Consider the following 20,728-nt stretch of genomic DNA (forward strand, 5'->3'; position numbering starts at 1 on the left):
AAGGCCTATTCCGATAGCTTTTTCGAGGGTTCTCCAAACCGCGACCGCGCCCCTATCCAAAAGCTCGATGGCTATATTTGTTCTTTGATAAAGCCGATCCTTTCTTGAGCATTTTTAAAATCAATAAGTTCTTTTTCTATTTGCATCATCGATTATAGAGAAGTACTTATCCAGCTTCTTGAGCCGGAGCAACAGTCGCGCTTCTCTCGCCGTCGCTAATTCCCACCCAGCGTGGAAAGTCAGGGCTGTCAAGGCTGCGACCTTAGGGAGCACCCTTTAGGGCTTGGCCTTGATAGGCCTGGGTTTCCACGCTATAACAAATCATCTTTCAGCGGCCACGATTGGAACAGCCCGGGCAATGGCCCAGATGAAACCGGCCAACTCGCGTGCAATCGCGGTGATGACCACGTTATGGTTTTTGCCCTTTGCAATCAACCTGCGGTAGCGGTGGCATAGTCGTAGCTGTGCATTCCAGGCAATATCCAAAACATCGTCCGGCAAGCCTTCCTGGCGTTTACGGATCGCCTTACTTTTCCGGGCCGGCATACGATAGGCCTGAGCCGATTCGATCAACGTCCTGCGGGCATGGGTATTGCCGGTTTTGGTAATGGGGCCTTTTTTGATGGTGCCACCGCTTGAATGCTCCGATGGGATCAGACCCAAATAGGCCATCAGCTGTGCCGGCGTATCGAAACGGCTCAGATCCCCCAGTTCAGCGACGACGGTCACCGCGCTGAGCAAAGAAATCCCCCTGAGCGCTTGCAGAGCCTCGATAACCGGAAGCAGTCGACTGGTTTGGCAACATTGCTCAATCGCTTTTTCGATGCGCTTAACGCGGGCCTCATGGTCTTCCATGGCGTCCAGGTATTCGGTAAGGGCAATATGCTGGGCAGGATGCTGCATTTTCAGCTCCGCCAGCCAATTTAAATGAGCTTTACCCCATTTGCTTTTACCTGGATAACTGATTCCTTGTCGCAATAAAAAGGCATTGATCTGTTGTTTGACTTTGCGGAGCGATATTTGGATGTCTTTTCGTGCACGTACCAGGTCACGAAGCGCTTCATCGGCCTGATCGGGGACATACACCGGCGTCAGTTCTCCGGAACGGTGGAGCGTCGCCAGGTGGGTTGCATCACGGCGATCATTCTTAACCCGATCACCTGTTTTTTTGGGGATCAACGCTGGAGCAACGACAACGCAATCGATCCCCTTGCTTGTTAAATGCCTATAGATCGGATATCCGCACGGACCTGCTTCGTAAACACAATGCAATTCGGCGTTTTGTGAAATCAGTTTTCGCATGACGTTATCAATCTGCCCCAGGTCGTTGCTGATTTTTCCATACACTCGAACGTTTCCGTCACGTCCTTCATCGGCGATAGCAATGGTAATCGAATCTTTGTGGACATCTAAACCAACATACTTTACTATCTTGTTCATGGCCTGCCTCCTTGATTTTGGCTCTGTAGTTAGGTTTTTTACGGACCGCTCACTATAACCCACGTTTTCAAGGTTTGGCAGGCCTTTTTATTGCCGTCTTGGTTAACGTTCAACCATATTGTCTATAGACAATGCCTTTTCGCATTGGATCAATGCGGTTGTCGACCTGCCTTTACACCAGAATGCCCATGAACGCCACCTCAAAGGGCAGATGGGCAAAGTTTTTGGTCGTTCCGGATCTCTACTTATGGGTAACAAAATCCGGGCCATCCGGCAACGGTTGACGCTGTATCAAGGGCCTGCTGAAGGTTGGCCGCGGGTTAAAAAAAAGCTGGATATATCTTGACATCAAGATATATGCGGTTACCTTTCCGACCATGGAAACAGGATCACACATACGGTTGGTACTGGCCAGGGCGGCCAGCGCCGTCGAAAAAGCGGATCGCACCAGTATTGCTCAATCCGGATTGATCCCAAGTGACTTCGGTATCCTCGAGGCCCTGCTGCACAAGGGGCCGCTGCCCATCAACACCATCGGCAGGAAAGTGCTGTTGACCAGCGGGTCGATGACCGCGGCGGCCAACCGGCTGATGGCCAGGAACCTGGTCGAACGGATCAAGGATCCTTGCGATGGACGCTCTTTTCAACTGCACCTGACCTCCACCGGGCGCCGACTGATCGAAGGCATTTATGCCAAGCATGCCCGCAACCTTGAATCGATCGCCGCTGTTTTGAGTGACCAGGAACGCTGTGAGCTGGTCAGGCTGTTGAAAAAATTGGGCCATCATGCCCAGACGGTGGCCATGGGATGACAACCGGACGGGCAATGGCTGAACCGGAAACGATTTTTTCTGTTCGTTCATGGAATACACCGACAAGAAATAGAATGATTTGAAGGAGAAGACGATTATGAAAGTACTGATTGCATATTACTCAACCTATGGTCATGTTCATCAAATGGCAGAAGCCATTGCCGAAGGCGTAAGGGACGTCGACGGCGCCGAGGCGATTCTGCGCCGCGTTCCCGAAACCCTTCCCCAGGGGGTCCTGGAGCAGATGGGCGCCCTCGAGGCGCAGAAGGCCTTTGCGCATGTTCCGGTCTGTACCGTCGAAGAACTGGCCGAAGCCGATGCCGTGATCCTCGGTACGCCGACCCGCTTCGGCAACATGTGTGGCCAGATGCGTCAATTTCTGGATGCCACCGGACAGCTCTGGGCCAGCGGCGCCCTGATCGGCAAGGTAGGCAGTGTTTTCACCAGCACGGCAACCCAGCACGGCGGCCAGGAAGCGACCCTGTTGTCCACCCACATTTCGCTGCTTCACCACGGCTTTGTTATTGTGGGCCTGCCCTATGCCTTCCAGGGCCAGATGCGCATCGACGAGGTTACCGGGGGATCCCCCTACGGCGCGTCAACCATCGCCGGTGGCCAGGGAGAGCGCCTGCCCAGTGAAAACGAACTGGCCGGAGCCAGATTCCAGGGCAAACATGTCGCCCAGATCGCGGCCAAGCTGAAAGGGTAGCAAGACGGTACCGTTGGTGCACGGATTCCACGCTAAAAACAAAAAACAATCATGATCCATTGATTGCCGGGGGGGACCGCCAGGTTCCCCCCGGTTTTTTTTGCCATCGGGGTTGCCGGCACGGTTCGTGGCAAGGCCAACCCCGGTGCGTCATTGGATTTGCGAATCGGAGCGCGAAGTGATAGATTGTCTCTTCCTCAATTATAAATGATGAAACGGAGATCGCTCCATGGCAGAAATCGCCGCCGTTTATGGCAGCCCACGCCGTAAAGGCAACACCGCCAATTTACTCAAACATGCTGTTGAAGGCGCCCGTGACGCGGGTGCCGATGTGACCGAAATCGTACTGCGCGACCTGAAAATTTCTCCTTGCCTGGAAATATACGGGTGCAAGCAGACCGGGCGGTGTGTGATCAAGGACGATTTCAGGCAGATCGAACCGCTGTTGGACCGCATGGATGGCATGATGCTGGCGTCACCCATTTTTTTCTATGCGGTCAGTGCCCACACCAAGGCCTTTATGGACCGTTGCAACGCCTTCTGGGTTAAAAAATACTGGATCGATAAAAAGCCTTTTGGCAAAAAGACATATCCCAGAAAAGGGCTGTTTGTCTCCGTCGGTTCCACCGGGGGAAAACGGTTGTTTGATGGGGCCATTTTGAGTGTCCGCTATTTCATGGATGCGCTGTATATGGAGTTGTGGCAGTCATTGGTTTTTCGCCATATCGAAAGCGAGGGGGATATTCTGGAGCATCCGGACATGCTGAAAGATGCCTATGACGCGGGGATTGCCTTGGCCCGGGAGTTAGGTTGCCGGAAATAAATAATTCCCCCATCCTGCTTGTCTTTGCGCCCGTCTACCGTGTTGCCGCCACTCGCACATATTCCCTGATATGCACGGGTGGCGGCGCCTTGTAGACGACCCCAGATCCGGCGCGATCTGGGGGAATTATTTATTTCCGGCAACCTTATCGAATGGTGGGGGATTGCAGGACCCTGCCTGAACTGACGAAAATTGGGATTCGAGGACGAGAGGAGTTTACAATGATCTTGGAAACCGTTCATACCGATCGCGCCCCGGCCGCCATCGGCCCTTATTCTCAGGCCATTGTGGCTCCGCCGTTTGTTTTTGTCAGCGGGCAGCTGGGCATGGACCCGGCCACCGGTGAACTGGTGGGGGACGATCTGGAGAGCCAGGCCCGCCAGGCCCTGGAAAACCTCAAGCAGATTCTGCTGGCTGCCGGCAGCAGCCTGGAGAAGACCACCGTCGTGGAGGTGTTTTTGACCGATATGGGTAGGTTTGCCGATTTCAATGCCATCTATGGCGAGTATTTTTCCGCACACCGGCCGGCTCGCGCCGCCATCGAGGTCAGCGCCCTGCCCAAGGGGGCATGCGTGGAGATCAAATGCACGGCCGCGGTGGAATAATCCCGACGACTGTATCGACGACCCGGTTTCCAAATGCCAAATCAAGGCCGTAGCGCCCTGTTTAACATCTGGGTGGGCACTATGTATCGTTGTCCGGAAACATCGTCGCCTGGGCAAAGGCCATAGCGAAGTCAGACTGGGTGGCCAGCTCCAGATAGCGCAGGCGGCGGCACAGGTCGCGTGCCTCGACGCGCAGTTTGCGGTCCAAAAGGGCCATGACCACCCCGACGCCGGCCAGGTTGTCTTTGGCCACGACCCGGCTTTGGGCCACGGCCGGTGGCAGCATGCCGATGGCAAGGGCGTTTTCCCAGTTGAAATGGGCGCCGAACGCACCGGTAAGTACCGTGCGGTCGATGCGGTCGATGCCCGCTTTGCGCATGAGAAACTCGATTCCCACGGAGAGCGCCCCCTTGGCCAGCTGGATCTGGCGGATGTCTTTCAGGGTCATCGAAATATCGCTGCCGGTGGCACTCTGCTCTCGGGGCACGAGGGTATAGGTACGCCCGACGCCCTTCTCGTCGCGTTCCACCTGATCGCTGGTTTCATCCAGCCGGCCGCTGGGCAGAATGACCCCGATTTGCCGCATGCTGGCGATGGCATCGATGATTCCCGATCCGCAGATGCCCAAGGGCCGGTTTTTGCCTTCTTCTCCCAAAACCTCATAGTTGATCCGCCGGCCGGTATCCTCGGCCCACACGCGGTGGATGGCACCGGTTACGGCGCGTATGCCGCAGGAGATCTGGGCCCCTTCGAGGGCCGGACCGGTGGCGCAACTGGTGACCCACAGGCCGTCCCGATTGCCCAGCGCCAACTCGCCGTTGGTGCCGATATCCACGATTAGGGTGACCTCGTCCCGCTCATGGGGCCGATCGGCCAGAATGGCCGCCATGGTATCCCCGCCCACAAAGCCGGATACCACCGGCATGAGAAGAACGGGTACGGCGGGGTCGCTACCCAGACCCAGATCACCGGCGCTGAACACCGGTGGGGTCAGTATCAGGGGAAAGTAGGGAAATGCGCCCAGACCATGGGGGTGCAAGCCGGCGACCACCTGTTGCATGGTGGTGTTGCCGCAGATCGCGATTTCATCGATTTCATCGATGCGGACCCCGATCTGCTTCACACAGCGCTGCATGAGAAAATTGATTGCCTCGGCGGCCAGGCGTTGAAACTGATCCAGGTAAATATCCTTTTCGTTGATGCGGCAGATGCGGCTGATGACGTCCTCGCCAAAGCGCCGCTGGGGATTGACACAGGCATCGGCCGCCAGCAGTTCGCCGGTGACCAGGTTGCACAGGTAGCCGGCCACCGACGTGGTGCCCAGATCCACGGCAAAGCCGAGGCTGGTGGTCTGCTCGCCTTCGAGAATGCGGCGCATGCCGGCCTCTTCGTGCAGAACCAGGGTAAACCCTTTCAGGTTTCCCCGGTATCGGCCCAGCTGGCGCAGGGCGGCGACATCGATGGTGGTGGCCAGCGACTCCCCGGCCTTGTTGGAAATCCAGTCCAGCAAGCTTTCCGGGAGGTTGTCGCTTTTCACACCCGGAGACGGGGATGCCACGGTCAGGCGCCGGATCATCGGATCCACCGGATAGCTGCCGCTGATGCCGGTTTTGCCCCGGGTTTCGGCGCTTTCGGCAAGGGTGTCGGGGATGGTGACGGTTCCTTCCCCGGTGGCCCGGGCCTGGCAGGCCAGGCGGGAGCCGTCGGCCAGTTGCTCCGGGGTGAGCATTTTCAGCTCGGCCGGCGTAAGGGACGAGAAATTTTCGGCCGGATCGACCAGAACCCGGCACTTTCCGCAAACCCCGCTGCCACCACAATCGGCACGGATGTCAATCCCGTTGTCGGCGGCCAGCTCATGGAGCGTGCGGTTGGCCAGCAGGGGCAACCGTAGGCCGGACGGTTCGAAGGTGACGATCGGCTGGGGTGCCTTCCGGTCCGATTCTTTCAGGGGGCTGTCCGTTTCCGGCCTGCGGGGTTCGGCCACCATGAATCCATTGCCGCGATTGGGCTTGACCTGTCCGTCGAGGGTCAGCCAACCGCTGCTGCGCGTCGGCAGTTCAGCGGAAAGAAAGGGTGAGCGGATGTCCAGTTGCTCGCCGACCACGCGCCACTGGATGCCGTTGTAAGGGACAAAGGCCGACTCGCCGTCGGCCCGGCAGCGTGCGGCGATGCCCCCGGTTGCCGTGCTGCCGTAAATCTCCACCAGATTTACTCCGGTGGCGTTGAGGAAGTCCGCGTTGTCGGACTTGGCCAGCGGCTCGCCTGCGGAAAATCCCAAACGCAGGGCTCCCTCTGCCGGCCAGGCCGCTTTGAGGTCGCGGTAATGCTCCGGTACACTCACCAGGATCGTGGGCTGGGCATCGGCAAATTGACGACCCAGCGTGTCGGTTGAATTCGGGTGCCCGGCCACCACGCGGGCCGAAACCGTCAGCGGGAGCAGCAGGGAAAAGAGCAGGCCATAGCCACCAAGGGCCGGGATCGTCGCCAGGATACGATCGTTGCTGCCGATTTTATACCTGTCGCTCAGATACGCCGTTTCGGCAAGCAGGTTGCGCGGTGTTTTGGACCACAGGCGAGTTTCACCGGAAGGGTTTTTGCCGGACAGATGGACCCAGGTACGATCGGGGTCCGGGTCATTCCTGCCAGCCAGGCTTTCCGTTTCGTCGGATAGAGTGGTCACATCAATGGGTTTGACCCCCTCCGGCAGGGGATCGCCGGTGGGGCAGATGGCACGGTCAAAACCGGCCTGAGCGTGCATTTCGTCCAGGGGGGTTGGCGAAAGATCGTGGGGGATGAACAGGTCCGGACCGCCCGCCAGGGTGGCCAGGAGCGTTGCGGCCATTACAGCGCGGTCGTCCGTGCAGAGGCAGACCGGCGCGCTGCCGGTGTCTTTGTCGAAGCAGGCTTTGATCCGGCGCGCCATTTTATAAAGGCCGTCATAGTTCACCCCGGGCATGGTGAATGCCTGGCCGGGCCGCGAAGGGCCGGCCAGGAGCCCGGCGATCATGATTGAAATCGTGTCTTTTCCCGCTGGTCTTGCTTTCGCTGGTGACATTTCAGATGCTTGTTCCTTCTTTATGTTCGATCAAACGGTCCTTTGGAGCAAAGTTCGCTGTTAATACACCACAGGATCAGGGTCAAGGTATTGTGAGTAAATGATCAGAGTGACCGCATTTGGTTTTCGCATCCCTTTCCTCCTGAACCTAGCGCCTTTGAAGGTTAAATACCAATACCAAATGCCAAATGGTGGTATTCTGTTCATTTATAATCGATAGGATCCTTCAATTGACATTTGGATTTTTGCATTTGGTATTGATTGAATCAGGGCGATGGGTTTGCGATCACACCACCGACCAGGATACATCCAAATGCGATTGCCCTGTCGGCCATGGGGTGGCGGCTTGACACGGCGGTTGATTTTGAATAGCTTGACCATCTGTTTCGAGGCGCAGCACAACCAACCCGGAAAGGACCGATGAATGGCGTGCAGCATCAACAACCGATTGCATGAGTTTGAGATTGATGGGGGTGCTATTGCCCGTGCTGCCTCGGAAAAGCGACTTTTGACCATGGAGATCGAATTCAGCCTGCGCTGCAATTTTCACTGCCCGTATTGCTACGTTCCGACCCAGCGGGAGCTGGACATGGAACTGACCCCTGACGAGATTCGCGACGTCCTGGTCCAGGCCAGGGATTTGGGTGCCCGGCGCATCATCATCCTTGGCGGTGAGCCCAGCATTTATCCCCGGATCCGGGAGATGATCGATTTTATTCTCGATCACGGCATGGCGGTGGAGATGTTCACCAACGGCAGCGGCATCAGCGCCGATTTTGCCCAATGGCTCCACGCGCGCCGGGTTCGGGTGGTCTTGAAAATGAACACCTTCGACCCGGCGCTGCAGGATCGCCTGGCCGGCCGCGAGGGTGCCGCCGGTTTGATCGCCTCTGCCCTGAAACACTTGAAAACGGCGGGTTATCCTTCCGGCGAGGCCTTCCTGGCGATCAGCACCATCATCTGCCGTCCCAATCTTTCCGAACTGCCCCGGATGTGGTGTTGGTTGCGCGATCAGGGCATCGCGCCCTATTTCGAAATCATTACCCCCCAAGGCAGTGCCAACCAGAACCCGTGGCTTTCCGTGGATCCGACGACCCTCAAGGGGGTCTTTGAAACACTTTGCGGAATCGACCGGGAGCGTTATGGCCGGTCATGGGAAATTCAGCCGCCGCTGGTGGGCAATCGCTGTTTGCGCCACCAATTTTCCTGTCTGGTAACCGCCAGTGGCAACGTGACGCCTTGTGTTGGCGTTACCCTGCCAATTGGCAATATCCGCAGTCACACATTACAACAGATCATTCAGTCCAGCCCGGTTCTCGATGATTTACGCAACTACCGCCAGACGATCAAAGGCCCCTGCCGCAATTGTGAGAAAGCCGATGGATGCTATGGATGCCGCGGCGCCGCCTACCAGATCACCGGCGACTACCTGGCGTCCGACCCCCTGTGCTGGCGCTGTCATTCCCATGAAGATTGACGATCCGTTCATGCCCGATATCACTCTCCCCACCATTCGGTTTCGTTCGCGTGCCATGCTGGGTGTGCTCGGATGTGTGGCCGTTTTTGCCTCCGCCTTCTGCTTCTACTTTTCAACCGTGGCCATCCGCTGGTCCCGGGAGGTGGTCTCCATCGATTCCGCCTATTTCGTGTTTTTCCGTTTTCTGCTCGGATTTTTCGTGGTCTGCGCGGTGATGATCCTCAAACGCGAGGGGCCCCGCCCGAAACGCTATCACCTGCTTGTCGGCCGGACCATCGGCAACTGCATTGCCGTTTTCTGCTTTTACCAGGCCGTGCGTTATACCTCCGTGGCCGAGGCCAACATCCTGAACATGACTTACCCCATTTTCGTTGCCTTCCTGTCATGGGTACTGCTGCGCGACCAGCGGGATCCGGTGACCCTGATCATGGTTGTGGTGGCATTTTCCGGGGTATGGCTGATTCTGCGACCCGAACGGATGGGGCTTGGGCTCAGCAGTCTCTGGGGCATTTTCTCAGCCATCAGTGCGGGCGGCGCCATATTTTACCTCAATCTCAGCCGGCAGCACCATGACGCCAACACCGTGCTGTTTTATATGTTCGGTCTGGGAACGGTGATAATGTTTGCCGTTTTTCACCGCAGTATCACCTGGCCCTCCGCCGCCGAATTTTACTACCTGATGATCTGCGGGGTAAGCGGAATCGCGGGGCAGTTCCTGATCACGCTGGGGTTTCGGTATGTCACGGCCGTGGAGGGCGGGGTGATCTCCTCCACCCGAATCCTGCTGGCAGCGCTGCTGGGACCCTGGCTGGCCTCCGATCCGCCGCTGGGAGTGGTCGGCTGGCTGGGCGCGCTGCTGATTTTCGGGGCCAATGTGGTGCTGACTGCCCGCAAGGGGCGTTGAGGCGCAGGCAGCGGTCCGACTGCTGAAGGCCCGCTTCCGGTGCCTTCATGGCTGATGGCCCCAGCGTTGGCGAATATTTTGGTGGTGACAGGCAACGATCAATCCAACGGTGACGATGGTCCCCGCCATTCCCGGCCCGTGTATCGCCGGGTCGGCGATGGTTCCCACAGCCAGGCAGGCCACCAGGGAAAAGGATGAGAGAAACGGTGTGCGCCATACCAGAAAGGCGCCTCCCCAGGCCAGGGCGCCGATACCGGCCCATACCGGCGCCACGATCACGGAAAAACCCAGGTAGTTGGCCACGCCTTTGCCGCCCTTGAAACGGTGAAAGCAGGGAAACCGGTTGCCCAGCACCAGGCCCAGTCCGACCCAGGGGACCGGGTCCGGGGGGAGCAGGCTTACCGCGAGAAGGGCCATCCCCATGGCGCGGGCCATGTCCAGCAGGAGAACGGCGGCAGCCCAGCCGATGCCGGCCTGTCGATAGACATTGGTGGCACCGGCGTTGCCGCTGCCGTGGCGGCGCGGATCCTCCCGGCCGCTAAACCGGAAGGCGAGGATGGAAAAATTGATCGAGCCGGCAGCATAAGCCGTCACGAACAGGATCGCAAGGAGGGGCAGGCTGTTGTTCACGACACCTCTTGATTAAATGGTGGTGCAGGCCGATATGGTAATTGTCCAAGCGCCTTCATAGCCGAAGGGGCTCGCAGTCGTCAACCCCGTCGCAGACTTGACAATCGCCCGGCAAAAGCGTTCTATTTCCGGTTGGCGGCTTTGCAACAATTTACAACCATGGGAGCAACGATGGGGCTTAAAGAACACGAGTACATCCGGCAGACACTGGAGCGCTACACCAACTGCAAACTGGAAAATTTCTGCAGTCACGTCCTGATCACCAACTTCAGGCAGTATATCAAAGCGTTTTCCGACCGCACCGGCTGCGCAATGCACGAAAACAACTTCCGGATCGTCAATGTCCCGGAACTGGACTGCACGATGATCGATTTCGGTATCGGATCGCCCCAGGCGGCGCTGGTGGTCAACGGCCTGGCCTACCTGGACAATCTCAAATCGGTGGTCATGCTGGGCATGTGCGGTGGCATCGATGACATTCTGGAGGTGGGCGATTTCGTGGTCCCCACGGCCGCCATCCGTGGTGAAGGTTGCAGCCGCCACTATTTGCCCATCGAGTTTCCGGCCCAGCCGGCCATGTCGGTCAATTTGCTGTGCATCGGTGCGGTCAAGGCGCACAAGCTCACGCCCCGTTGCGGTATCGTTTACACCACGGACCGCCGCCTGTGGGAGTTTGATGAAGATTTCGTGGATTACCTGCGCTGCCAGCGGATTCTGGCCATCGAGATGGAACTGGCCACTCTGTTTTCGGTGGCCTACCGCTACGAGGTCCCCATCGGCTCGATCATGCTGGTGTCGGACATGCCGCTGCAGCGGCGTGGGATCAAGGACAAGAAACTGCACGAGGAGATTTACAAAAACCACATGGACACGCATCTGAACATCGCCCTGGATGCGATTGCCAATCTCAAGGCCCGTTGGCCGGATGTGGAGCGTCAGCTGCACAGTGAATGGTAGGCGCATTGGTGCGGTCAAGGCCGCGCTTTCAATTACCCAAGGGAACTTGCTGAAAGACTCAGCCTGGCGGGATGACTTCCAGTTCAATTTTGGAAAAATCGTCTTTGCGCAAAGAGAGATGATAACCGCGGACCTTGATACTGACCCGTTCATCAATGCCTGAAACATTTTCCAACTCGATGATGCTGCCCGGTGTGATGTCCAGCTCCTTCAGCTTTTCCACGATGGACCCTTTTCCCTTGACGCGGATCAGGCGGGCGACCTGCCCGGACTCGAGGCTTTCCAGGGTGATGACTTCCCGTTTGGCCGCCTGGAACTGCTTCTGGCGCTTTTTCAGATCATCCAGGCATTTGGAAATGGCGTTCTCGCATCCGGAAAAAGCGTCGGCCTTTTCGCAGAACTGACGGAAACCGCCCATCCACTCCTCACCCCCGCGGGGGCAGATCTGGATGAATTCCACAAACCGTACCAGCCGGTCGATAATCGTCGGCGAAATGGCATGTTCCATCTTACAGGCACTCTCTTCCGCCTCGGCGTCATCCACGTCCAGCACCTTGGTGAAAAAATCCTTCAGAATTTCATGGCGGCGGACAATGTCACGGGCCAGGGTCTCGCCTTCGGGCGTCAGGGTGATGACATCGTAGGGGGCGTAGTTGATGTGGCCTTTTTCCGCCAGCAGTCTGAGCGCACCGGTGACCGATGCACTGTTGACCGCCATGCGAACGGCAATATCCTTGGCCCGAGCGGCTCTCTTCTCGGAAACGATATGGTAAATCGTTTCCAGGTAATCTTCCATGTTGGCGCTCAGTGGCTTGCTTTTCGGCATGGCATCACTTATGTTCGCTGAAAGGGTCGGGCAGGGCGACCGCGTTTTGTGCAACTTCTGCCGCGACCTATGGGTAAGAGATTGAATGGCAACTTTTTACGGAACCATTATTATCATGGCGGGATAGTACATGGGCAGACAAAAGCGTGTCAAGACGATTTTGGCGTTCCTAAAAATCATGGTGTGCCCATAAATCCGGTGCTGCATACCGGGTCGATTGCACCAGCCCATCCACCGAGGAGGATTCCATGACGGAAAGCAATACCCTGGATATTCTGAAAAACGCCATCTTGCTGGAAAAGCGGGGCAAGGCGTTTTATCGCATGGCGGCCGGCCAATCCACCAATGCCGACGTGAAGGCCTTTTTTGAGACCATGGCGGACGAGGAGGTCCAGCACGTCAAGATCCTTTCCGATCAGTACAAGGCGTTCAGAGAGACCGGCAAATTCAGGGCACCGGAAACCGCAAGTACCGGAACCATCAGCCGGAACGTATTGACCCCGGAGGTCAAGGCACGGATTGCTGCTGCGGATTTTGAAGCCGCGGCCATTTCGGCGGCCATGCTGATGGAAGAGCGGTCCATTGCCCTTTATTCCGGCCGCGGACAGTCTGCCCAGGATCCGGAAGAGAAAAAGCTGTACCGGTGGCTGGCCGAATGGGAAAAGGAGCATCTTGAATTTCTCGCCGCCATCGATGCGGAACTTAAGGAGCGGATCTGGAACGACAACGGCTTCTGGCCGTTCTGACCGACCCGGATGCGGATGCCCGTAAAAAAAGATCGGGCGAGGAATGCGGGGTCTGTTGTTACCAAATTTATGTTGACATTTTTTTCCACTCCGCTATTTATGCAAATTGTTCAGGTGCTCATAACGAAGCTTAATAGGGAACCCTGTGAGAATCAGGGATGGGCCCACCGCTGTGATCGGGGACGACCGCTGCAACAATGCCACTGGCCGAAAGGTCGGGAAGGCGCAGCCATTAGATTGATCCGAAAGTCAGAAGACCTGCCTGGGTAAATGAGGAAACGTTAGCGTGGACGGCAGCGTGGTCCCTCAATTGAATTTCAATCTGTGGGTAAAAAAGGGATATCCCGGATCGTATGGTTTATACGGCCCGGGATTTTTATTTTGAGGCGTAGCATGGTCGGTTGTGCCCCATCGATTTTATATTCGCTATAGTGTTTAAGATAATGTTTTTGGCAAGGCCAGAGGGAGGAAGCTGTATAAGTCATACCGCGACGACCGATAACGCCGCCCAAAAACATTATCTTGAATGCTATATTAATTACGGATCAGGAGCGTGATTAATGTTCAGAAAAAAGATCCTGTTGGTCATGTTGACCGGTTCGCTTTTATTTTCGACCGTCTTGCCGGCTATCGGCAGCGATACCGAAGCACGTATCGAACGACCGGTGCGGCAATCCATCGACACCCGTCAGGCCACGCAGGACGCCGAGGCGAAGTGGCGCCAGGACAAGGAGAAACTGACTCTTCGATTCGAAAAGTTGCAGGCAGAGCAGAAGCAGCTTGAGGCAAGCAAGGCGACCCTGGCCGGGGATCTCGAATCGACCCGGGCGAGAATTGCGGCCAAGGAAAAACAGTTGTCCGATATCGAACAGATATCCAGCCAGATCCAGCCGTTTCTGGGTGAGATGGTCGGAGTGCTGAAGGAGACCGTTGCCGGCGGCAGTCCATTCCTGCTGGCTGAGCGGGAGAAACGCATCGGCAACCTCGATCATTTGATGAACGACCCGGAAGTCTCCGTCAGCGAGAAGTACCGCAAAGTCATGGAAGCGCTGCTGGTGGAGGCGGAATACGGGTGTACCATCGAAACCTACCAGGAAAGCATTTCCGTCGACGGTCAGCGCGTATTGGTCGACATTTTTCGCCTGGGCCGGATCAGTCTTTTTTATCAGTGCCTGGATCGCCAGCATTGTGGATTTTACAATGTCGCCACCGGCGGGTGGCAGGCCCTTCCCGCCACTTACAATCCGGACATTCATGCCGCCATTGATATGGCGGCCAAACGCAAGCCGGTGGAACTGATCAATCTGCCATTGGGAAGGCTGGTGGTTAAATGAAAAAAATCGTTTTTAGCCGATTCCCGGTGCTGTTGATGGTGATCGCCATGGCGCTCCCCGCTGCCGCCGGTGACATGCGGGAACTTCAGATCCAGGCCCAGGAAGCCCGGCAAACACTGATTAGGGATGCGGCGGCGGAAAAGGCGGCTGCCGAAGCGGCGGCGGCCGAGAGCCGGGCACGGATCATGAAGGACCGGGTGTCGCTGGAAGCGGCCATTGCCGCACTTGAATCGGCCAACCGCAGTTTGGAAAAAACGGTTGACACCATGGATGCGGAATATCGTCAATTGGTCGACAGGGAAGGGCAGCTTTCCGAGAAGCTGACCCGGACGGACAGCATGATCAACGAACTGGTCGGTGTGATCCGCGTCAACGCCAAAGACGTCGACGGGTTGATCACCCAGAATCTGCAATCCGCCATGGGTGGCACCCCCCCATCGTTTCTCCAGGCGGTTGCGCAGGAGTCGCGGTTTCCCGGCATGGACGACGTCCGCGCCCTGGCCCGGGGACTGCTCGATCAGATCGAAACGACCAGTGAGGTGGCGATGCAAAAAGGGACCATCATCGACCGGGCCGGTCGGGACGTCGACGCCGATGTGCTGCTCCTGGGGCCGTTTACGGCAGCCTACCGGATCGGTGATGAAACGGGTTTTTGCAACTATTCCGCGGCCGGCAGAAAGTTGTACGCCCTTTCGCGCCTGCCCACCGGGCGCATGCAAAACCATCTCGAACGCTATATGGATGGGGAGAGCGATGTGGTTCCCATGGATATTTCCCGCGGCGGAGCGTTGCGTCAACTGACCCATGAACTCAAGCTTTGGGAACAGGTCCCCAAGGGCGGTCCGATTGTGTGGCCGATTCTGCTCATCCTGGCCGTGGGCATTCTGATCGTCATCGAACGGATTATCTTCCTGGTGCGCAAACACCTGGATGCCGATGGGCTGGTTCGCACCATTGAATCGCACTGCCTTAAGGAAGATTGGCCCGCCTGTGAAACGGTGTGTGACCGGCATGCCAATATACCGGTGGCCAGGGTGGTCAAAGCCGGGTTGACGTGCTGTGACATGCAACGGGAAGAGATGGAAAATGCGCTTCAGGAAGCCATCCTGAGGGAGATCCCACCCATGGAGCGGTTTCTCTCTACCCTGGGGATGCTGGCAGCGATCGCCCCCCTGATGGGCCTTTTGGGTACGGTGACCGGCATGATCGATACGTTTCATGTGATCACCCTGCACGGCACCGGCGACCCGCGCCTGATGTCGGGAGGCATCTCGGAAGCCCTGGTCACCACCATGCTGGGACTTACGGTGGCCATTCCCCTGATGCTTTCCCAGACACTGCTCAGCCGGGCCGTGGACAAGAAAATCGGCGAAATGGAAGAAAAGGCCGTCGCCCTGGTCAACATCATCCATAAAAGCAGAGGGAAGCGGTGATCGACGCATTGTCCATCGAGTACTTTCGCCTGGAGGCATATATGCGCGCCGGCGGGGTGACCATGCTGCCGCTGGCCCTGGTCAGCCTGGCCATGTGGCTGCTGATCGTGGACCGGGCCCTCTTTTTCAGACGCCTGTACCGCAAGAACATGCCCCTTAACATCGCCAGCGTCCATCTGCGGGAAAACCGCATGCCGGACCCGCGTCGTTATTGTGGTGCCGTTTCCATGGTGGTGGCCGGTTTTATCCAGCGGCGCAGCAATGACCGACGGTTGGACCGGTTTATTCTTGATGAAACCGTTTTGACCATCAACCGGTCACTGAACGACCACCTGGCCGTCATCGGTGTTCTGGCCGCCATTGCGCCGCTTTTGGGGCTTTTGGGCACGGTCACCGGCATGATCGACACTTTCGATATCCTCTCCGTTTTCGGCACGGGCAACGCCAAAGGGATGGCCGGCGGTATTTCGGAAGCCCTGATCACGACCCAAACCGGCCTGTTGGTGGCGATTCCCGGCCTGTATATGAAGGGGTTTCTGGATCGCCGCGCACGTAACTTGCAGCAGCGTGTCGCGCGGACCGGCTATTACCTGAGAAGACAGATCTAGGAGCGAAACGATGATGAACATCTCTGCGGCTCGCCGCAGGAACCGAGCCGTTACGGAACTGAACATCGCGCCACTCATCGATATGGTGTTTATCCTGCTGATCTTTTTTCTGGTCAACACCAGCTTCACCAAGGAAACCGGGATCGATGTCAGCCGCCCCACGGCCTCCACGGCAGTGGTCAAGAACAAGGCCACGATTTTGATCGCTGTCGATTCGCACAACCGGGTTTTCATGGACCACCGGGAGGTCGATCCCCGGGCCGTGCGGGCCAATGTGGAACGGGCGCTGGCCGAAAATCCGGAAGGTGCCGTGGTGGTGGTGGCCGATAAAGCCAGCAGCACCGGCATGGCCATCCAGGTAATGGACGGCTGCCGCATGGCCGGTGCGAAAAATGTTGCCCTGGCGGCCAGCGTTCCCCAGGACCAGTGATGCGGTTGTCTCAACAATGGCGCAGAAGAGGTTTGGCGTGCAGGACACAATGACCCGGCAGCCCGGGAATAACAATTATTTTCAAAGCGCTGCCCGCCGCCAATGGGCAACCTGGCTCTTCTCCGGTGTCATCGCCGCCGGGCTGAACCTGGTGCTTTTTCTGCTGATGCCTCACCTGGTGGACTCCACGCCGTCAAGGACGGCCATGGACGCACTGGTGCCCCTGATCAATGTGGTCCGGATCAAACGGCCGGACAGCCCGGTTAAGAAACAGACCGTCAAGCCCCCGAAACCACCGGAAACCAAGCCGGTTCACCAGCCGGACGCGTCTCCCCGCAGGCCGCTGCGCGCCAAATTGACGTTGCCGTTTGAAATCAACCCGCGTCTTCCCGGAGCGCCGAACAGTTTGGTCCTGCCACCAATGGAAAGTGCACCACCGGTGGATGCCGGTGCACTGTCGGCCCCTTTCTCCGCCGGGCAGCTGGACGCCCCCCTGACGACACTGACCCGTATCCCGCCGGTCTATCCCATGAGCGCCAGGCGGCGCGGCATCGAAGGCTGGGTCAAGGTTCGCTTTGTTGTCGATGAGCATGGTCAGGTCGGCAACATCACGATTCTGGCGGCCGAGCCGGCCGGGCTTTTTGAACGCAGTGTGGAGCGCTGTGTCAGCGCCTGGCGTTTCAAACCCGGCACGGTGTCCGGCATGCCGGTCAGGACCAGCGTGGAAACGACCATCCGGTTTGAACTGGAGCAGTCATGAGCATGCCAAAACTTCATCGTGGATGGCGGCTCGCTTTACTGCTGATCATGCTGGCGTTTCCGGTGGGGGTGTCGGCCGTTGACAACTCCTCCCGGCAGCCCATGCCGCCGGCGGTGCGGCTGGTGCTGGCCAGGATCAGTCCGATGATCAAGGCCGAGGATTACCCGCATGCCGTTGAGGCCCTGAAAGCGTTTAAAGCCCGCGCAGAATCGTCCGGTGGTACCGACGGTGATCATCCGGAAATCGGTTTTGCCTTGGGCAATTGCTATCTGATGCTGGAGCAGCATGCATCTGCCGTTGCCGCTTACAAGCGGGTGGTGGCCCGCGATGAAACCCATACAGCGGCCTGGTTGAACATGGCCAAGGCCTGTTATGAGCTGGAGCAGTACGCCGATGCCGGGCGCGCTTTTGAAAAAGGGTATGCCACGGCCACCGAAAAATCACCGCAGACCCTGTACTACAGCGCGGTCGCGCATATGCTGGCCGGGAATAACGCCCGCGCTGTGGATCTTTTCAGGCGCCTGGCGGACGCGCACCCCGATGCGCTCAAACCCGAATGGAAGGAAAACTGGGTTCAGTCCCTGCTGGCCATGGACCGGCCGCGCCAGGCCCTTCCGCTCATCCGTGACCTCGCCCGGGTCTATACGGGAGAAAAGAAGATCCAATGGCAGGAGATCCTGCTCTATCAATACGTGCAGCTCGATATGCCCAAGGCGGCCATCGCCCTTGCCCAGCGGCTGACCCGCCAGGCGCCTACCGTGGCCAAGTGGTGGAAAGCGCTGGCCCATGTCCAGCTGTCTGCTAGAAAGGAGGCGGCGGCCCTGGCCGCCCTGACCATATACAGCTACCTGACGCCGCTGTCCCTGGATGAGAAAAAACTGCTTGCCGATCTCAATCTGCAACTGGGCATACCGGTCAAGGCCGCGCCCTTATACGAAGCGTATCTCAAGGAGAAACCGAATCCACGGGTGCTTGAACGCCTGGCCACGGCGTTCCAGCAAATGGGCCGTCCGGAAACGGCCCTGGCCAGGATCGACACCTTGGCGTCCCGGTCACACGATCCTGCCCTGCAGTTGCTTAGGGGAGAACTGCTTTATGAGCTAAAACGATATGACGCGGCCGTCGTCGTCTACCGGCAGGTCGCCAGAGCAAAAGGCCGCCATGCCGGAAGGGCATGGCTGATGGCCGGGTACGCCGCCTGGCAGATGCACGACTGGGCGGCCAGCAAAAACGCGTTTGCCCACGCTGCCGAATATAAGGCTGAAAAGAGATCAGCCACCAATGCACTGCGCCAACTGGCGCAACAATCAGCCAACTGAGCTATCGTGACCGGACGATCACGTTTAATCTTACATAAATAAATTCTTCTTTGGCCGCCATTGCAAGGAAGGCTGCTGCCTGCCTGTCAGAGATGACACCGCAGTGTTGCTTTTGCGGCGGATGTCTTCCGACACTATTAGTGCGCCATGACGGTGAAAAGGGTTTCATTTGGTGTTAATGCTTAGAAACACAAAGAAAAATGCATATGTTGTGTGAGCAACAAAGCGCTAATCGATCGTGAGGGGTTGTCTTGCTGATCAGTCCGAAAATTCTTCTTTTCGGTGCTGCGGTTTTCTACTGCCTGAGTTTTTTTGCGGCAGTCATCTGGGCCCGGCGAAACGGAGCGGGGCGGTACTTTCTTTATGCCGGCCTGTTGCTCAACGCCACGGCAGTGGTGCTGCGCTATCGGCTGGCCTGGCCCATGCTGCCCATGTATTTCGGCTCCGCGGTACTGCCGCTGGTTCTCGGCGCAATGGCGGCCTGCAGCCGGCCCCCATCCGGAGAAGGGATTCGCGTCCGGCAACGGGTCCTGGCGCTGGTCGCGATACTCATGGCGGCGGCGATTGTTTTCCCCAAGGACTTCTATATCCCATTCATCAAATCCCGAATCTTGCCGGCCCATCTTTTCTTCTGGTTCGGCGAGGTGGGCAAGGCCTGTTTTCTCGTTGCCGGCGCCTGGGCCACGGTGGAATTGAGATGGAAAAAGGAAGCATCGGAAAATGGACGGGGAGGGGCGCGGCAAGAGGGAGCAGCCGTTCCCCATCTTCACTACATGCGCTGGACGGTCTGGGGGTTTGCCTTATGGACGTTTTCCATGTTCAGCGGTGAGATTTGGTCCTACCTGGGATGGGGGACGCCTGTGGTCTGGGATGACCCGACCATCACGACCACGATGGCCACCTGGTTTTTCTACATCTGCCTGCTCCACCTGCACCTGACCGGTTCATGGTCGGCACGCAGCCGCAATCTTTATGCCGCCGCCGGTGTGGTCGTCGTCATTGGTCTGAATTGTCTGCCGAACCTGGGACCTTTTCGATGGCCGTTATGAACAGGATGCATCCGCTCTCCCGATTGTGGCACAAACTGGGCAGCATTCATCTGACGGTGGGGGTCTGTCTCGCGCTGACCGCCGATCTGGCCGTGGGATATGCCTGCCTGAATCGAAAAACGTTTATATTCCAGCCGTTGAACGACATCGGGCTGGCCTCCTGGATTCAGACCTACGGCAGACATCATTTTATCCACACGGCATGGTTCTTCATTTTGCTGGGGTTATTGACCCTGCTGGCCATCAACACCCTGGTTTGTACCACCCAGCGCATGGTGTGGCTGGTTGCCCGGCGGAGGCATTTTCGCTGGTACCGGTTTGTTTTCAAACTGGCGCCCCACATCATGCATTATGCCCTGATCGTGATTCTGACCGGGTACCTGTGCAGTTATCTGTTTGCCCAGGTGCTTGATGTGCGGACCCTGATTCCCGGCGTCGCCATTTCCCTGCCCGGCAACAGCTCCGCCCGGATCGTCATGACGGACTTTGAACCGGTTTATTACGAGGCCGATCGCCTGCCCGCGTTCAAGGGGCGGGTCCTTTCTCCACGAGCCATATTGCAGCTCATCGATGCCTCCGGCCAACGCCGCGCCGTACTGACGGCAACGCGTCCCTTGCGATTCAACGGGTACGGTATTTTTCTCAAAGATTTTTCACCCAAGAAAAAGGATGGCGGAATGAACCGCTGCGTGCGCGTGGATATTACGATTCGCAATGATCCCGGTGTCCGTTTGTATCTGGCCGGTATCCTGCTGTTCAGTCTGGGCCTGGCCATGTATCTGATGGAACGGTTTATCCCAAATTGAGGAAA

20 protein-coding genes and 1 riboswitch are annotated in these 20,728 nt (G+C 57.6%); of the genes, 16 read left to right on the plus strand and 4 right to left on the minus strand.

The genetic code is table 11. The features are described from left to right. Window positions 1–321: 321 nt before the first annotated feature. Window positions 322–1,440: an IS110 family RNA-guided transposase gene (locus tag GN112_RS27920; protein WP_155309156.1), complete on the minus strand. Its 1,119-nt coding sequence runs from the start codon at window positions 1,438–1,440 to the stop codon at window positions 322–324. A gap of 377 nt (window positions 1,441–1,817) precedes the next feature. Between GN112_RS27920 and GN112_RS27925 the strand changes: the two genes are divergently transcribed. The 4 genes from GN112_RS27925 (at window position 1,818) to GN112_RS27940 (ending at window position 4,389) form a co-directional block, all read left to right on the plus strand. Beyond that, complete coding sequence (locus GN112_RS27925) at window positions 1,818–2,252, plus strand: MarR family winged helix-turn-helix transcriptional regulator (RefSeq protein ID WP_155313168.1); 435 nt, start codon at window positions 1,818–1,820, stop codon at window positions 2,250–2,252. A gap of 97 nt (window positions 2,253–2,349) precedes the next feature. Next, entirely contained in the window at window positions 2,350–2,961 is a 612-nt protein-coding gene (wrbA, locus tag GN112_RS27930; protein WP_155313169.1) for an NAD(P)H:quinone oxidoreductase, read from the plus strand. Between the two features lie 229 nt (window positions 2,962–3,190). Then, window positions 3,191–3,784: a flavodoxin family protein gene (locus GN112_RS27935; protein ID WP_155313170.1), complete on the plus strand. Its 594-nt coding sequence runs from the start codon at window positions 3,191–3,193 to the stop codon at window positions 3,782–3,784. 221 nt (window positions 3,785–4,005) lie between these two features. Continuing rightward, window positions 4,006–4,389 (plus strand): RidA family protein, encoded by a 384-nt coding sequence (locus GN112_RS27940; protein ID WP_155313171.1) that lies wholly within the window; start codon window positions 4,006–4,008, stop codon window positions 4,387–4,389. Between the two features lie 79 nt (window positions 4,390–4,468). Here the strand turns inward: GN112_RS27940 and GN112_RS27945 are convergent, their stop codons facing one another. Then, complete coding sequence (locus tag GN112_RS27945) at window positions 4,469–7,444, minus strand: ASKHA domain-containing protein (RefSeq protein WP_155313172.1); 2,976 nt, start codon at window positions 7,442–7,444, stop codon at window positions 4,469–4,471. Window positions 7,445–7,868: 424 nt separating this feature from the next. On the opposite strand from GN112_RS27945, the gene GN112_RS27950 reads away from it, so the two are divergent. Both GN112_RS27950 and GN112_RS27955 read left to right on the plus strand, forming a co-directional pair. Next, window positions 7,869–8,921 carry a radical SAM/SPASM domain-containing protein gene (locus tag GN112_RS27950; RefSeq protein WP_155313173.1) on the plus strand — a complete coding sequence of 351 codons (1,053 nt, stop codon included), beginning with the start codon at window positions 7,869–7,871 and terminating at the stop codon, window positions 8,919–8,921. Continuing rightward, window positions 8,911–9,825, plus strand: a complete 915-nt coding sequence (locus GN112_RS27955) for a DMT family transporter (protein WP_231717157.1) — start codon at window positions 8,911–8,913, stop codon at window positions 9,823–9,825. Before GN112_RS27950 ends, GN112_RS27955 begins: the two co-directional genes overlap by 11 nt. 45 nt (window positions 9,826–9,870) lie before the next feature. Here GN112_RS27955 and GN112_RS27960 read toward each other — a convergent pair whose 3' ends face one another. Beyond that, on the minus strand, window positions 9,871–10,455 hold the full coding sequence (locus GN112_RS27960) for a glycerol-3-phosphate acyltransferase (RefSeq protein WP_155313174.1): 585 nt from the start codon (window positions 10,453–10,455) through the stop codon (window positions 9,871–9,873). 171 nt (window positions 10,456–10,626) lie between these two features. On the opposite strand from GN112_RS27960, the gene GN112_RS27965 reads away from it, so the two are divergent. Next, window positions 10,627–11,412 (plus strand): AMP nucleosidase, encoded by a 786-nt coding sequence (locus GN112_RS27965; RefSeq protein WP_162459149.1) that lies wholly within the window; start codon window positions 10,627–10,629, stop codon window positions 11,410–11,412. A 58-nt stretch (window positions 11,413–11,470) separates the two neighbouring features. Here GN112_RS27965 and GN112_RS27970 read toward each other — a convergent pair whose 3' ends face one another. Then, a complete protein-coding gene (locus GN112_RS27970) occupies window positions 11,471–12,238 on the minus strand; it encodes a metal-dependent transcriptional regulator (RefSeq protein WP_155313176.1) in 768 nt (255 codons plus the stop codon). Window positions 12,239–12,486: 248 nt separating this feature from the next. On the opposite strand from GN112_RS27970, the gene GN112_RS27975 reads away from it, so the two are divergent. The 9 genes from GN112_RS27975 to GN112_RS28015 all read left to right on the plus strand — a co-directional run bounded on the left by GN112_RS27975 (window position 12,487) and on the right by GN112_RS28015 (window position 20,723). After that, window positions 12,487–12,984, plus strand: coding sequence for a ferritin-like domain-containing protein (locus tag GN112_RS27975; RefSeq protein ID WP_155313177.1), 498 nt, complete (start codon window positions 12,487–12,489; stop codon window positions 12,982–12,984). 95 nt (window positions 12,985–13,079) lie between these two features. After that, a riboswitch (cobalamin riboswitch) is annotated at window positions 13,080–13,264 on the plus strand. 280 nt (window positions 13,265–13,544) lie between these two features. Beyond that, window positions 13,545–14,318 carry a DUF3450 domain-containing protein gene (locus GN112_RS27980; protein WP_155313178.1) on the plus strand — a complete coding sequence of 258 codons (774 nt, stop codon included), beginning with the start codon at window positions 13,545–13,547 and terminating at the stop codon, window positions 14,316–14,318. Next, a complete protein-coding gene (locus tag GN112_RS27985; RefSeq protein WP_155313179.1) occupies window positions 14,315–15,751 on the plus strand; it encodes a MotA/TolQ/ExbB proton channel family protein in 1,437 nt (478 codons plus the stop codon). The genes GN112_RS27980 and GN112_RS27985 overlap by 4 nt, the downstream gene beginning before the upstream one ends. Before the next feature lie 41 nt (window positions 15,752–15,792). Continuing rightward, the gene (locus tag GN112_RS27990; protein WP_197743503.1) at window positions 15,793–16,359 is read left to right on the plus strand and encodes a MotA/TolQ/ExbB proton channel family protein; all 567 of its coding nucleotides are present in this window, start codon (window positions 15,793–15,795) and stop codon (window positions 16,357–16,359) included. Between the two features lie 10 nt (window positions 16,360–16,369). Beyond that, window positions 16,370–16,789, plus strand: a complete 420-nt coding sequence (locus tag GN112_RS27995; protein ID WP_155313180.1) for an ExbD/TolR family protein — start codon at window positions 16,370–16,372, stop codon at window positions 16,787–16,789. Between the two features lie 37 nt (window positions 16,790–16,826). Further along, a complete protein-coding gene (locus GN112_RS28000; protein WP_162459150.1) occupies window positions 16,827–17,549 on the plus strand; it encodes an energy transducer TonB in 723 nt (240 codons plus the stop codon). Continuing rightward, window positions 17,546–18,868 (plus strand): tetratricopeptide repeat protein, encoded by a 1,323-nt coding sequence (locus GN112_RS28005; protein WP_155313182.1) that lies wholly within the window; start codon window positions 17,546–17,548, stop codon window positions 18,866–18,868. Before GN112_RS28000 ends, GN112_RS28005 begins: the two co-directional genes overlap by 4 nt. A gap of 251 nt (window positions 18,869–19,119) precedes the next feature. Continuing rightward, window positions 19,120–19,917 carry a cytochrome c biogenesis protein CcsA gene (gene ccsA / locus GN112_RS28010; RefSeq protein WP_155313183.1) on the plus strand — a complete coding sequence of 266 codons (798 nt, stop codon included), beginning with the start codon at window positions 19,120–19,122 and terminating at the stop codon, window positions 19,915–19,917. Beyond that, window positions 19,905–20,723 (plus strand): hypothetical protein, encoded by an 819-nt coding sequence (locus GN112_RS28015; RefSeq protein ID WP_231717158.1) that lies wholly within the window; start codon window positions 19,905–19,907, stop codon window positions 20,721–20,723. The genes ccsA and GN112_RS28015 overlap by 13 nt, the downstream gene beginning before the upstream one ends. Window positions 20,724–20,728: the final 5 nt, after the last annotated feature.

The organism is Desulfosarcina ovata subsp. ovata (assembly GCF_009689005.1).
Taxonomy (GTDB): Bacteria; Desulfobacterota; Desulfobacteria; order Desulfobacterales; family Desulfosarcinaceae; genus Desulfosarcina; species Desulfosarcina ovata.

Excerpts from the sequence above, each read along its gene's own strand:
- GN112_RS27975 (WP_155313177.1), top strand. The coding sequence starts at position 12,487 with ATGACGGAAAGCAATACCCTGGATATTCTGAAAAACGCCATCTTGCTG.
- GN112_RS27990 (WP_197743503.1), top strand. The coding sequence starts at position 15,793 with ATGCGCGCCGGCGGGGTGACCATGCTGCCGCTGGCCCTGGTCAGCCTG.
- GN112_RS27980 (WP_155313178.1), top strand. The coding sequence starts at position 13,545 with ATGTTCAGAAAAAAGATCCTGTTGGTCATGTTGACCGGTTCGCTTTTA.
- GN112_RS27925 (WP_155313168.1), top strand. The coding sequence starts at position 1,818 with ATGGAAACAGGATCACACATACGGTTGGTACTGGCCAGGGCGGCCAGC.
- GN112_RS27955 (WP_231717157.1), top strand. The coding sequence starts at position 8,911 with ATGAAGATTGACGATCCGTTCATGCCCGATATCACTCTCCCCACCATT.
- GN112_RS27920 (WP_155309156.1), bottom strand. The coding sequence starts at position 1,440 with ATGAACAAGATAGTAAAGTATGTTGGTTTAGATGTCCACAAAGATTCG.
- GN112_RS27935 (WP_155313170.1), top strand. The coding sequence starts at position 3,191 with ATGGCAGAAATCGCCGCCGTTTATGGCAGCCCACGCCGTAAAGGCAAC.
- GN112_RS28005 (WP_155313182.1), top strand. The coding sequence starts at position 17,546 with ATGAGCATGCCAAAACTTCATCGTGGATGGCGGCTCGCTTTACTGCTG.
- GN112_RS27970 (WP_155313176.1), bottom strand. The coding sequence starts at position 12,238 with ATGCCGAAAAGCAAGCCACTGAGCGCCAACATGGAAGATTACCTGGAA.
- GN112_RS27965 (WP_162459149.1), top strand. The coding sequence starts at position 10,627 with ATGGGGCTTAAAGAACACGAGTACATCCGGCAGACACTGGAGCGCTAC.
- GN112_RS27945 (WP_155313172.1), bottom strand. The coding sequence starts at position 7,444 with ATGTCACCAGCGAAAGCAAGACCAGCGGGAAAAGACACGATTTCAATC.
- GN112_RS27940 (WP_155313171.1), top strand. The coding sequence starts at position 4,006 with ATGATCTTGGAAACCGTTCATACCGATCGCGCCCCGGCCGCCATCGGC.
- GN112_RS27985 (WP_155313179.1), top strand. The coding sequence starts at position 14,315 with ATGAAAAAAATCGTTTTTAGCCGATTCCCGGTGCTGTTGATGGTGATC.
- GN112_RS27995 (WP_155313180.1), top strand. The coding sequence starts at position 16,370 with ATGATGAACATCTCTGCGGCTCGCCGCAGGAACCGAGCCGTTACGGAA.
- GN112_RS27950 (WP_155313173.1), top strand. The coding sequence starts at position 7,869 with ATGGCGTGCAGCATCAACAACCGATTGCATGAGTTTGAGATTGATGGG.
- GN112_RS28015 (WP_231717158.1), top strand. The coding sequence starts at position 19,905 with ATGGCCGTTATGAACAGGATGCATCCGCTCTCCCGATTGTGGCACAAA.
- wrbA (WP_155313169.1), top strand. The coding sequence starts at position 2,350 with ATGAAAGTACTGATTGCATATTACTCAACCTATGGTCATGTTCATCAA.